The organism is Ruegeria meonggei, assembly GCF_900172215.1.
GTDB lineage: Bacteria > Pseudomonadota > Alphaproteobacteria > Rhodobacterales > Rhodobacteraceae > Ruegeria > Ruegeria meonggei.
Genome location: NZ_FWFP01000010.1, coordinates 145,067 through 157,904, shown reverse-complemented (window position 1 = coordinate 157,904; position 12,838 = coordinate 145,067). Strand labels below are relative to the sequence as shown.

Annotated in this window: 12 protein-coding genes; 1 reads left to right on the top strand and 11 read right to left on the bottom strand. The window is 55.4% G+C overall.

Annotated elements, in window-relative coordinates; translation table 11 throughout:
* Nucleotides 1–58 precede the first annotated feature (58 nt).
* Genes RUM8411_RS16665 through RUM8411_RS16640 form a run of 6 tightly spaced genes read right to left on the bottom strand, consistent with a single transcriptional unit; the run spans nucleotide 59 to nucleotide 5,981 of the window.
* Nucleotides 59–1,045, bottom strand: a complete 987-nt coding sequence (locus RUM8411_RS16665) for a TRAP transporter substrate-binding protein (protein WP_085823840.1) — start codon at nucleotides 1,043–1,045, stop codon at nucleotides 59–61.
* 32 nt (nucleotides 1,046–1,077) lie between these two features.
* Nucleotides 1,078–1,830: an SDR family NAD(P)-dependent oxidoreductase gene (locus tag RUM8411_RS16660; protein WP_085823839.1), complete on the bottom strand. Its 753-nt coding sequence runs from the start codon at nucleotides 1,828–1,830 to the stop codon at nucleotides 1,078–1,080.
* A gap of 10 nt (nucleotides 1,831–1,840) precedes the next feature.
* A complete protein-coding gene (locus RUM8411_RS16655; protein ID WP_200818595.1) occupies nucleotides 1,841–3,553 on the bottom strand; it encodes a thiamine pyrophosphate-binding protein in 1,713 nt (570 codons plus the stop codon).
* Complete coding sequence (locus RUM8411_RS16650; RefSeq protein WP_085823838.1) at nucleotides 3,550–4,179, bottom strand: hypothetical protein; 630 nt, start codon at nucleotides 4,177–4,179, stop codon at nucleotides 3,550–3,552. Before RUM8411_RS16650 ends, RUM8411_RS16655 begins: the two co-directional genes overlap by 4 nt.
* 12 nt (nucleotides 4,180–4,191) lie before the next feature.
* Nucleotides 4,192–4,509: an NIPSNAP family protein gene (locus tag RUM8411_RS16645; RefSeq protein WP_085823837.1), complete on the bottom strand. Its 318-nt coding sequence runs from the start codon at nucleotides 4,507–4,509 to the stop codon at nucleotides 4,192–4,194.
* Nucleotides 4,506–5,981: an NAD-dependent succinate-semialdehyde dehydrogenase gene (locus tag RUM8411_RS16640; RefSeq protein WP_085823836.1), complete on the bottom strand. Its 1,476-nt coding sequence runs from the start codon at nucleotides 5,979–5,981 to the stop codon at nucleotides 4,506–4,508. Before RUM8411_RS16640 ends, RUM8411_RS16645 begins: the two co-directional genes overlap by 4 nt.
* A gap of 81 nt (nucleotides 5,982–6,062) precedes the next feature.
* On the opposite strand from RUM8411_RS16640, the gene RUM8411_RS16635 reads away from it, so the two are divergent.
* Nucleotides 6,063–6,974, top strand: coding sequence for a helix-turn-helix domain-containing protein (locus RUM8411_RS16635; protein ID WP_143534925.1), 912 nt, complete (start codon nucleotides 6,063–6,065; stop codon nucleotides 6,972–6,974).
* 465 nt (nucleotides 6,975–7,439) lie between these two features.
* Here RUM8411_RS16635 and RUM8411_RS16630 read toward each other — a convergent pair whose 3' ends face one another.
* From RUM8411_RS16630 to RUM8411_RS16610, 5 genes are read right to left on the bottom strand one after another with little or no spacing between them, the layout of a single operon-like run.
* On the bottom strand, nucleotides 7,440–8,249 hold the full coding sequence (locus RUM8411_RS16630; RefSeq protein WP_085823834.1) for an NAD-dependent epimerase/dehydratase family protein: 810 nt from the start codon (nucleotides 8,247–8,249) through the stop codon (nucleotides 7,440–7,442).
* On the bottom strand, nucleotides 8,237–9,136 hold the full coding sequence (locus RUM8411_RS16625; protein ID WP_085823833.1) for a hypothetical protein: 900 nt from the start codon (nucleotides 9,134–9,136) through the stop codon (nucleotides 8,237–8,239). The genes RUM8411_RS16630 and RUM8411_RS16625 overlap by 13 nt, the downstream gene beginning before the upstream one ends.
* Nucleotides 9,137–9,187: 51 nt before the next feature.
* Nucleotides 9,188–10,183 (bottom strand): substrate-binding domain-containing protein, encoded by a 996-nt coding sequence (locus RUM8411_RS16620; protein ID WP_085823832.1) that lies wholly within the window; start codon nucleotides 10,181–10,183, stop codon nucleotides 9,188–9,190.
* A gap of 56 nt (nucleotides 10,184–10,239) precedes the next feature.
* Nucleotides 10,240–11,226 carry an ABC transporter permease gene (locus RUM8411_RS16615; RefSeq protein ID WP_234995277.1) on the bottom strand — a complete coding sequence of 329 codons (987 nt, stop codon included), beginning with the start codon at nucleotides 11,224–11,226 and terminating at the stop codon, nucleotides 10,240–10,242.
* A gap of 2 nt (nucleotides 11,227–11,228) precedes the next feature.
* A complete protein-coding gene (locus RUM8411_RS16610) occupies nucleotides 11,229–12,794 on the bottom strand; it encodes a sugar ABC transporter ATP-binding protein (protein WP_085823881.1) in 1,566 nt (521 codons plus the stop codon).
* Nucleotides 12,795–12,838: the final 44 nt, after the last annotated feature.

The window sequence follows — 12,838 nt, the reverse complement described above, 5'->3', positions numbered from 1 at the left end:
CCCTAGAATACTGCTTGAATAGGCCACCCGCACAGGTCTGCGCGGGCGGCCGTTGATTTTAGGCCAATGCCTCTGCCTCGGCGCGTAGGGCAGAGATAGAGGGGGCTTTAGGCTCCCAGATCGCATTCCACTCGGGTATCGTATCCCCAAAGAAGCCGGGTTCGGCGCCGGACACATTCATGCCAGTGCCTTTAAGATCATTCAGCCATTTCGGCTCAAACTCTATATACTGTGCAAAGAGCCAATCGATCTGTTCAGACACCGTCTGCGAGAGCATTTCTTTCTCTGCGCCATCCAGCGCGGCCCAGTATTTACCAGAAACGACTGCAACGACAGGGAACATCATCTGGCTGGTGATGGTCAGGTTTGGAGCCTGGTCATAGAGTTTCAGTTTCCAGGCCAGCTCCAGGTCAATATCCGCGCCATCCACCTGACCATTGGCCAGTGCATCAAACAGGCCCGGCAGTGGAACAGGCGTTGGTGCCACATCCATCAGCTCATAGAAATCGCGCAGGGGTGCAAATGGTGTGATGCGATACTTGCGGCCCGCCAGATCGGCAGATGTCAGCCCCGGGTCACGCGAAATCAGGTGACGCATGCCGCCCAAACCAAAACCAAGGCCCTTCATGCCCAGTGTTTTATATTGGTCCAGCATTCCGGTCGCGGTGGGACCGGTCAACAGTTTGGAAGCCTTTGCGACATCTGGCACCAGATAGGGCGTGAACAGAGCAGCCATATCATCCAAACGGTTTGAAAATTCGGCGACGGTTAGAAACCCCATGTCCAGCCCGCCAGCCTGAAGCTGTTGGATCATCGTCGCCTCGTTACCCAACTGGCCGGACGGGAAAATCTGCGCTTCGAACGCACCACCGCTTTTCTCAGCCATGGCTTTTCCGACGCGGTCCATCGTCTGCGTCCAGAAATGGCTGCCCGGTGTGATAGTCCCGATGCGCAATGCTTTCGATCCGGCAGCACGGGCAAGGCCCGGTGTTGCCAATGCCGCAGCGGCAAGCGATGTGGTTTTCAGAAAAGTACGACGTTTCATTTGGTTTCTCCCCTATTGATTTGATTTGTTGGTTAGTGAAAATAGGCCCCGCCATCGACGACCAGCGTTTGTCCGGTCATGAAGGCCGCGTCTCGTGAGGCAAGGAAGACCACCGCGCCCACGACGTCTTCGGGCAGTTGATCACGCGCAATGACCCGCGCCTGAACCGAGATATCCTTGAGCTTTTCGATCTGATGAGGGTTTGCTTTGACCCCGTCAGACATTGTGAAACCGGGGGCCACGCCGTTGACGCGAATGCCAGCTGATCCAAGCTCTTTTGCCAGGGCCTTGGTCATCGCGTTGATCGCCCCCTTGCTGGCAACATAGTGCAGCAGGTACGGCACACCCTTGAACGGTGTGCCTGACGACATGTTCACGATTGCGCCGCTGCCTTGTGACTGCATCGTTGGAAGCACGGCGGCAGTGACAAGCGCCTGGCCCATAACGTTCACGTTCAGCACGCGTTGCCATTCTTCCGTAGTGATGTCTTTGAATTCAGTCAGCTTCAGTGTCGAATAAAGTCCGGCATTGTTCACCAGAGTATCGATGCGACCAAAGGCGGTAACCGTCGCGTCTGCCATAGCGCTGCAGGACGCCGGATCAGAGATATCGCAAGTCACTCCGAGGGCTTGCGCACCAGTTGCTGCAATCTCAGCCGCGGCTTCGGTTGCACCCGAGACATCGGCGATCACTACGGCAGATCCGTCCTTGGCAAACCGGTCCGCAATGGCGCGCCCGATACCCATAGCCCCGCCGGTGATGATGACTACATTCTTGTCGCCCATAGTGGTGTTCCTATCCTGTCTCAATCTGCTGAAGTGGTGTAGCGGCACTGCGCAAATCGTTGATTGTCTGTGTCGGTGTGATCAACTCGGGGTCGACCTGAAGCTCGATCAAGCTTGGCCCCCGATGGGCACAGGCCCGTTCCCAAGCCTGCGCGAATTGATCTGTGCGTGTTACGGTTTCACCATGACATCCATAGGATTTTGCCAGCATTGCAAAATCGGGGTTCACCAAATTTGTTGCGCTGACCCGGCCCGGATAATTCCGTTCCTGATGCATGCGAATTGTGCCGTACATTCCGTTGTTTACCACGATCACGGTCAGATTGACGTTATACTTTGCGGCAGTTGCCAGTTCTTGCCCGTGCATCAGAAAACACCCGTCACCGGCAAAGCAGACCACCTGACGATCAGGGTGTGTCCGCGCCGCCGCCACAGCCGCTGGCAGGCCATACCCCATGGACCCGGAAATCGGTGCCAGTTGGGTGCGGTGTGTGCGAAAGTTCAGGAACCGATGAACCCAAACTGTGTAGTTGCCGGCGCCATTGGTGATGATTGCGTTTTCCGGCAGCGTATTTTTTAGATGCCCAATGACCTCAGCCATAGCCAGATCGCCGCGCCCGTCCGGCAGGGTCGACCATACACGGTAATCTTCATTGCAAGCTTCGGCATGAACCTGTCGATCTGTAAGTTTATGCTTTGGAGCAGCGCATTCCAACATGGTAGCGACAGTTTCAGCTGCCGGTGCCGCGATACCGAGATCAGGCACATAGACCCGTCCAATCTCATCCGGATCAGGATAGATGTGGATGAGGTGTTGAGCGGGCTTGGGAATGTCTATCAGGCTGTAACCGCTTGATTCCATCTCACTGAACCTTGTGCCCAGTAGGATCAGTACATCGGCAGATTTGATCCGCGCGGCCAATTTGGGGTTGATCCCGATACCGGCGTCCCCTGCATAAAGCGGGTGCGTATTGTCAAAGAAATCCTGACACCGGAAAGATGCCGCGACGGGCACCGCCCATCTGGTGGCGAAACCCTCTAGGTCAAGCCGCGCCTGATCTGACCAAGCCCCGCCGCCGACGACAATCATCGGATTGGTGGATGTTTCCAATGCTGCAAGCAACGTGGAAGCATCGCCAGCCGTGATCGTCGCGCGTGCTGGGCCTACGACCGGAAGCTGTGGCGGATTAATCACCGTCTGCTCCACCAGCATATCTTCGGGCAGTGCCAGAACCACCGGACCCGGGCGCCCGGACATGGCAACGTGAAATGCACGTGAGACCATTTCGGCCATTCGGTCAGGGCTGTCCACTTCGGCCACCCATTTGGCGACCTGTCCGAACATTCGGCGATAATCGATTTCCTGAAACGCTTCGCGTTCGCGCATGTCGCGCGCCACCTGACCGACGAACAGGATCATCGGCGTCGCGTCCTGTCGCGCGATGTGCAGTCCCGCCGAGGCATTGGTGGCACCCGGTCCACGTGTAACCATGCAGATGCCCGGGCGGCCCGTCAGTTTGCCATAGGCATCTGCCATCATCGCGGCCCCGCCTTCCTGACGACATACAGTCATATCAATTTCGGGAGCATCCGTGAGCGCATCCAGCACCGCCAGATAGCTTTCACCCGGCACCAGAAAACACTGGTCCACCTCCTGCTGACGCAGGCATTCAACCAGAATTTGCGCACCTGTCAGGGTCTTATGCTGGGACTGTGCGTTCACAACGACAGCCCGATCTCGCCGAAATTGCGATAGCTCTGGGATTTCGGTTTGGCGCGATCTTCTTCATTTTCATAATGGATCGAGGATTTTCCGCGCAGTGCATCAGGCAGGACCATCGCGCGGATGAACCGGCTGTGCATACCGTGGTCGGCTTGTGCAAACACCGGAAGGGGACCAGTTTCAAACCAAGCGCCACCCGGTCCGAACGAGGTCGACATGCCGCCAGTATCTATTCGAATACTCCCCTCGCGCAGACAGCGAATACCCGGTCCTCGATGGGTGTGCAGCATCGCCGTGCCAGAGGCCGGAAAGGTCACGCTGTCAAGCCGCAGGAAGTTTCCGGACGTCGACAGATGCGCGGGCACTTCGCCTGATAGCTTTGCCGCAGTGTGTTGCGCGGGTTGAACAGGCATTGCATCGGACAGATCCCACCGCCACAGCGAAGCCCCTTCCGCCCCGGCGGTCAGTGTCACCGGACCGTCAGTGACAAAGCCCTCATCGCTTGGGTGCAACATTCCATCGACGGTCACTTCACCAGCGGTCACATAGATCGCGCGGGCAATTGTATCGCCAAACGTAACCTGCTGGCCGTCTGATAGGTTGTCTTCAAACAAATGCAATTCCATCGTCTTCCCCCTTTATCCGCGTGCCTGCATGAAGGGCGCGGGCAGCAGCAGTTTGTTTTCCTGATGTCGCACCAAAGGCCTGATTTTCTTGATGTAAGCTATCCATTCCGGATCCTGAACCAGCGCCTTGCGGCGGGTCTGGCGATCTGCCAGATCGTCATACCCCCACATGTGAACGATCTGGTTCTGCGGGCCAAATTCGACCTGATAATAGCCCAGGAGATTGCCCAGAATGCGCGTCTGAACCGCCAGACCTTCGGCTTCATAGAGCTTCAGGTATTCGGGAACTTTGCCGATATGCAGGGTGTAGATGCGCTCTTCGACGATCATGACGCGCGCCCCAGACCGGCCAGGCAGATGTATTTCAACTCGGTCCAGTCTTCGATGCCGTATTTCGACCCTTCACGCCCAATACCGCTTTCTTTAACGCCGCCAAAGGGGGCAACTTCGGTCGAAATCAGGCCGGTGTTGACGCCAACGATGCCGGTCTTCAAGGCATCTGCGACGCGGAAAATCCGGCCAACATCACGACTGTAAAAATAGCCGGCCAAACCGTAGGGGGTATCATTTGCCATCGCGATGGCCTCTGCTTCGTCTTTGAAGCTAGAGATCGCCGCGACGGGACCAAAGACCTCTTGATGCGCGATATCCATGGCAGGCGTGACACCGGTCATGACAGTTGGCTGATAATGGGTTCCGCCCGCCGCGTGGCGCTGTCCACCAAGGTGAAGCTTGGCCCCTTTATCCGTTGCATCCGCAACAAGTCGTTCAACCTTTTCCAGCCCGCGTGTGTCGATCAACGGCCCTTGTGAAACGCCATCCTCTAGCCCGTGACCGATTTCGATCTCTGAAGCCTTGGCACAAAGTGCGGCTACGAACTTGTCGTGGATACTATCCTGCACAAGGATGCGATTGGCTGCGATGCAGGTTTGGCCAGCATTGCGAAATTTACAAATCTGAACGCCTTCAAGAGCGGCCTCAATATCGGCGTCGTCGAAGACGATAAAGGCTGCGTTGCCGCCCAGCTCCAGGCTGACCTTGGTCAGATCGCCGGCACAATCGCGCATCAGTTGTTTGCCCACGGCGGTCGAGCCCGTGAACCCAATTTTGCGCACTGCCGGGTTGTCGATCAACGCCTTGCCGATCAACGGCGCATCTTCACGATCACCGGTGACAACGTTGAATACCCCCGCCGGAACGCCAACTTGCTCGCCCAAGGCAGCAATCGCCAACGCGGACAACGGCGTGGCCTCTGCCGGTTTCAAAACCATGCAATTGCCAGCGGCCAAAGCGGGTGCGGCTTTGCGTGTCACCATCGCCGAAGGGAAGTTCCACGGCGTGATGCCCCCTACAACGCCAAGCGAATTGCGGGTGACAAGAATGCGCGCATCAGTGCGATGTGGTGGAATAATATCGCCATATAGCCTGCGACCTTCTTCGGCGAACCAGCTAAAGAAACTGGCGGCATATTCGACTTCGACCCGCGCCTCGGACAATGGTTTTCCCTGCTCAAGTGTCATGAGGCGGGCGAGTTCTTCGGCATTCTCACGCATTGCTGCAGCCCAAGCATTTAGCACTCTTGCCCGGTCGGCAGCTGTGCGGTTGCTCCAGCCTTCATAGGCATCCTGAGCTGCCGCGATGGCGTTGTCGGTATCCGCCTCGCCCATACGAGGGACCGATGCCAAAACCTCGCCATTTGCCGGGTCCAAAACATCGAATCTTGCGTCTGAACCGGCGCTTACCCAGCCGCCGCCGACATAACAGTCTGTCTTCAAGAATTCAGGCAATTTGGCCAAAGTCATTTTCCTTATCGTCTCCGGATATCAACAGGTGGATTTAGCAATTCGTTGTCACCAGGGTCGCACATTGAGTCAGAGTGGTCTTTGCCTCTGCTTCGTGGTATTTACCTTTTTGTCCGATTATTTACGGCGCCTGTGGGGGTGGAAATGGCTGACGCATTGGGAATTGCCGTGGGGGCGTTTGGGCGCGTCGCCTTGTTGTCCGCGACGGAACCGGTGCTGGATCATGCGCATTCTCAAGTCCACGCGCTGATCAAACTGTCAGGCCCGGATACGATTTATCAGGTAGACGGGAAAAGGGCGAAGCTGACAGGCGCGCAAATGGTGCTGGTCAACCCTTGGATCGTGCACTCAAATCAGCGCCCGTCAGGAAATGACCCAACGCTCCTCTTGGCGCTCTATATTGATCCACTTTGGTTTGGTGAGCACGGAAACCAAATCTTGACGGGATCAAAAGACCTACCATTTGCCAGGGCAACGGCAACGACAAGTTCTCTATTGCAAGAGAAGGCTGCCCAGCTCGCGGATCAACTGGCCGATTTACATAGTGATGAGGAGGAGTTCGATACTTTGTTGCGCGATCTGGTTTGGGTGGTCCTTCAATGTTCAAGAACCGACGTCATGTCAGAGCAAAGCTCGGATCGCTCGTTTGTAAGCGATCACCGTATTCGTAAGGCCATTAAGGCCTTTCGACAAGAACCTTCTAAAGAACTGGATCTGAATGTGGTTGCACAAGGTGTCGGGTTGTCCCGGTCCCAATTTTATGCCCGCTTTCGCCAATGTACTGGCCTTTCGCCGCGCACCTATCTCGATACCCTGTGCTGCGAACGCGCATCACATCTTCTCAGTGACCCGAGCGTGACGATCGCCGAGATATCGGAGCTTCTAGGGTTTTCGGCACAAGGCCATTTCACGCGGTTTTTCAAATCCAAAACAGGGGTGTCGCCAAACAACTTTCGAATGGCACATATCGAAGTTGGACGCGTGCTGAGGTAAAGAAATTGGGCGATACAATCGTTGACTAACCGACACGAGTTTTGACCTCGTAACATCACGCAGATCCAATTTCTGCCGCAACCCAAACAACAACACGTACCTTGGTACTGCTCAACAGTCTCAAATACTTTGCTTCAGACGTGCATCCAAAGGATCAAATTCGGATGAAAGCGGTAATTTGTAAATTTGCAGCTAAAGCTAATTCTGTCCCGCGAGGCAGCCTCTTGTACTCGTTCCACCGAACGGCCATCACTCAACCAGAGATCGGTTCACATAAAACCGCTTAGCGATGTTCGCGGATTGTTATCGCACCATCAAACATCCAATGGTTGCGAAATCTGCCGCTCGAGACGTCGGTCGCCTACAACCGCAATGCGAACAACGCTGACCTTTTCAGCGCTTACCTTAAGGATATGTTTCGGAAACTGATTGCGCAACGCAACAACAATGCCCGGACCTTGTACTCTACCAATCTGGAAAACGTGTCGTGAAATAATTGGGGAGCCGGACTGAAAACAGGCGCTTCAGCGCAGACCTAAAGGCAATACTTGCGGTAATTTTTGCCGGGCTCCCATCTTGCGGAGAATAGCCGATCACTTGCTGCGTTTCGGTGATATCCCAACGCATACCCGGGTTATCCGACATTAGGTTCAGTGCTGCAAAGGAAACATCCTTAGCATCAATTGCGGCGCGCATGCCGCTTAGGAAATCCCGATCGCTCAACCACATTTCTTGGCCCCATTGGCCCATCGCCATATGCGTGCCGGGCTGGTTGTCATGAGTCCATTGCGTCCAGCCAATGCGCAGGCAAATGACAGACAGTCCGTGATGCTCGGTGAAGTAAGCCCCTGTCTGTTCACAGAACAGTTTTGACATTCCGTAGGCATTCACCGGGCCAGGAGGCGTCTTGCTATTAAGCGCGTCATGCGTGAATCTCTTGTCGCCGTGAACCCAGTTGGAGCTGGCAAGAACTACTCGGCTGACGCCCATGGCTGCCGCATGGTGATAGAGAGAAAGAGTTGCATCCATATTGTGTTTGATCGCGGATGCCCAGGTGGCGGCTGGCTCTCTATCTCCAGCAAGATGCACGATAACATCCACACCCTTTAGCAAACTGACCCAACTGCTGTTGTCGGAGAGGTCTGCGGTGTGAATGTCGGGATGGTCAACGGGACGGATATCGATGCCGGAAACGATATAACCGGGGTCGCTTTCTAGCGTGTCGAAAAGTTCGCGGCCGAGATGCCCACCAGCGCCTGTGATCAGGACATGCATGACATGAATTCCTTGTTGCTTGTGAGACTCGCTGGCATTTGCTGTGTATCGTCTGTCAATAATCGGAACGTCTGCCGAAAACTCATTGTTTCATTTGGTTCGAGGTCGTGCACGGGTGAGTGCCATTCTGCTTCGCAGTAGGCGTAATCGCCCGAATTGAAAACCTCGAACGGACGGTGATGCGCAAATCGGTCACCCTGTTGAGGTTCTGGTACTGAGCATATCAGCAAGGGGCCATCGGTTCCGCACCGTATCAGCGTTCGGTTGTTGGGGTTCTGTAGCCCGATCTTGAATTCCTGCAGTCTGCTACAATCCACGACAGTGCTTCTGCTTTGCGTTGCAACCATCTGTTCGGCAGAGCCGAAAACAGGATAAAACGCAGGATGATCCATTTCGACGCCGATCTTGGCTGGAGTGTTAAGCATCATGACTGACCAAATGCCGGTCAGGCGAGAGGAAGTGCCGCGATTGGCAACGATATGTTCAATGTCCCAGCTGTTTTCAGAAGTCAGTGTGATGCGACGCGAAACAGATAAATGAGATATGGGACAGACGGCGCTGGTCATGTCGATGCGAGTGCTGGTTCTAGAAGTGATCTGATAGGAGCCGCTGTCTAGCACGGGAAACGGAGCGCCGTTTTCCCAAGACGAGTCCGGGGCGATCCATGTCTTCTCGCCTCCCCAAAGTGGAAAGCCAAATTGTGGAGAGCGTGTAGGCAAATCGGCGATCCGGGTGTCGTCCACCTCCACTCCGTCAAGATCTGGGTTTTGAAAGAGGAGTGAGCGCCCTTGAATACTCACGTCCCACAGACGGCCTCCGATGTCTGGCAGGAGTGTCAGCCATAAATCGCCCTGCTGTAGCTGCAGAACACTCCATCTGTCTGGCATGTTTGCTCCCTGACTATGTCCCAGCGCGACAAGCCGCGCCGGGATGACAATTTAGACGTGCTTAAACTGTGCAACATTCTCGGATGTGATCGGCATCACCCCGGTTTCGACGCGCTCAGGCAGCGGGTTGATCCCGGCGGCCTTCCAATCCGGCAAAACCTTCAACGCATCGGTATTTTGCCAATGCATCATGTGGAAGGCGAGAAAGATCTCCAGATAGGATTTCTGAGCCACTGCGCCGTGAATTGTGCCGTCTTCGATATAGGGAAGCATATCATCATTTCGGTCCATCGCGACGATCTTGATGTCCTTGCGACCCGCCTCGTTGACCGCTATCGCAGCACCTTTGCCACTGTCACCGTCTGTACCGCCGATGCCAACAATATCGGGATTTGCCTGAATGGCCTGAAGATAGGCTGTCGGAGCATAGGACGGGTCGGCTTTGTCGTTCACAACATCGACGACTTCGATATCCGGGTATTTCTCAGCGAAGACTTGTTTGTAACCCTCGACCCGTTCCAGCGTGGAAGGAGCAGGGAACGTGCCGAGAATGACCTTCCCCTTGCCGCCAATCGCTTGTGCCAGCATCTCGCCGCCGACACGTCCTGCCTGAACGCCGTTGATCCCAAGGAAAGTGGACCTGGGGCTGTCAGGAATGTCACCGATACAGCACGTGACTGGAATCCCGGCCTCGACCGCGCGTTCTACGCCTGGGGCCAAAGTAGCCGGATCACCGGGGAAGATGAGGATACCTGCGGGGCGTCTGGCGATCAGTTCGTCCAATTGGCGCGCCTGTGCTGCAGTGTCGAAATCCAGAGGGCCAGTGAACGTGGCTTTGATGCCCATCAACTCCTCAAGATCTTCCATCGCGTTGCGATAATCTACCCAGAACGGCACTTGCGTGACGATGGACAGGAAAACGTATTCCTTGCCAGCGGCCTGCGCCATGGCTTCTTTGGACAGCATGGGCAGTCCGAACGCTGCAGCCAATCCAGCAGTGGTGCCCGCTGTCAGCAACCTGCGTCGATTTACATTCAATTCAGTCATCATAGTCTCCCTGTTTAGGATCTTTGGTTGTTGTTGAGATTTGGAAAGCTTCGGGCTTAGCCTCGTTTGCTTCGGATCAGCATGTCCAAGGCGACTGCTGTAACGAGTACACCGCCGATGACGATCATTTGCCAGTAGATCGATACGGCAAGCATCGTCATTGTGTTGTTGATTAACGCGACGAAAACGACGCCAAGGAAAGCTCCGAGGATAGTGCCTTCTCCTCCTCGTAAAGATGCGCCGCCGATGACGGCCGCCGCCAGAACTTGCAGTTCGATGCCATTGCCTGCCGTGGGCGTACCGCTCATCAGGCGGGAGGCCAGTAAGACACCCGCCAGAGCAGCCAGAACACCGGTCAGTGCGTACAGAATGATGCGCACGCGTGTGACGTGGATGCCCGATAGCATCGCGGCTTTTTCATTGGCGCCAATGAAATAGACCTGACGAAAGAATGGCGTATGGCGGACGGCCAGATCAAACAGGATCACCAGCAGAATGGTGAACAAAACTATCACTGGAAAGCCGCCGATGTCAGCTTTACCGATCCAGGCGAAAGACGCCGGCAGGCTGGAAACTGAAAACCCCTCGGTTAATACGAGGGCGATACCGCGTGCGATCGACATCGTACCGAGCGTTGCGATCAGCGGATTGATCCCGAGGCCGGTCACCAGCACACCGTTCACCACGCCCACGATGCCACCTAGAATGAGCCCGCAGGCTACGGCGAGCGGGATTGCCATACCGGACAAAAGCAGCATGGCGACGACGGTGGAAGACAGGGCCATTACCGAACCAACCGACAGATCGAAACCACCGGATGCAAGCAGGATCGCCATGCCGATCACGATGATTGCGGTCGGTGCCATGCCCACAGCTACTGCTCGAAAGTTCGAGAAGCTCAGGAAGTAGGGGTTGATGTTGGACATTACGATGATGATGGCGGCGATCAGGACGATCAGCGTTAACTCACGAATATCAACAAAGGCTTGCAGGACACGGCGCAACAGGGGTGGTTTCATGGGCAAATTGGCTTGAGCTGTCATGGTCACGTCGCGACTCCTGATTGATTGGGTTGAGTTGCATCCACCGATGGAACAGAGTTTCCGGCGGCCAATTGAAGAAGCGTAGTCTCGGTTGCCTCAGCTGCCGCGACATCGCCCATGAGGCGACCGTCGTGAACCACAAGGATGCGCGAAGAGAGAGAGACAAGTTCAGGGAAATCGGATGACACCACGAGGATGGCCATCCCTTCGGCGGCTCGACGTAAAAGCTCTGTGTGAATCTGAAATTTGGCCCCGACATCAACACCTTTTGTGGGCTCCTCGATGATCAGAAGAGCTGGAGCACGTTTGAGCCATTTTGCCAGCATGATCTTTTGCTGGTTGCCCCCTGACAGATCGCCAACAAGTTCGGTAATCCCGCTGGTTTTGACACTGAAGGCGTCAATGGCGGCCTGGCTCGCAGCTTTGATTGTTCTGGCACGTATGAAACCGACAGACGTGTGTTCGGAAAGACTGGCTGCAATCAGGTTGTCGCTGAGCGATTGTTCCAGAAATAGACCTTCGGTCTTGCGTTCCTCGGGGACAAACCCGACACCAGCGCGCATCGCTTGCCGCAAGGACGCAAAGCTGACTGGCTTGCCATGCAATCTGATTTCGCCTGTCGCGCCATGCATCAGTCCAGCGATGGACCGGACAATCTCGCTGCGGCGGGCGCCCATTAGACCGGCAATACCAACGATCTCTCCGGCTTTTATGGAAAACGAAATGTCTTCAAACTCGCCGGGGTGCGTCAGGTTCTTTACATTCAAAACCTCGTTGCCGCCGCCTTGATCCGAACGGGTGACATCACCGGGATGTGCGCCGCCGATCATCTCGGCAACGACCTTTTCCTGTGAGGTTTCTGACACGGGCAATGTGCTGATGCGGCGTCCGTCGCGCAGAACAGTGATGCGGTCTGAAATCTGGAAGATCTCGGCCATGTGGTGACTGACATACACGATGCCAATCCCCTTGTTTGTAAGGGACTTTAAGACGTCGAATAGTGCGTCCACTTCATCGGGTGCCAATGCTGAAGTTGGCTCATCCAAAAGCAGGACGCGGGAGTTCAGTGACAACGCCTTGGCAATTTCTACGATCTGGCGGGAGCTAATCGGAAGGCCGTCAACCGGCATGGAAACATCAATATCCAGACCGAACTCCGCCAACAACGCTTCCGCCCGACGACGCAATTCAGGCCAGTCGACGACACCCAACCGGGTGGGCACGCGGCCTGCGAAGATGTTTTCCGCTACGGAGAGGGCACCGGCGAGGCTGAGTTCCTGAAAGACACAGCCAATACCGAGTGATTGCGCATGTGACGGGCTTTCAATCAGCTGCTGGTTGCCATCGCACAGGATTCGCCCGGCTGAAGGCTGGTGAAGTCCATAAAGAAGACCGAGGCAGGTGGATTTCCCAGCACCGTTTTCACCACAAAGCGCGTGAACTTCACCGGGTCTCAACTCGAAGTCGACACCGTCCAAAACAATGTTCGTTCCGAAGCTTTTGCCAGCCGCTTCCAGTTGAATCAGTGGCTGTGACCTCAGTGCGCCATGTTCCATTGCAGGTGTCATACAAAGCTCCTCCCGCTTTTTGATTGGCATCTGATATCTCAGAT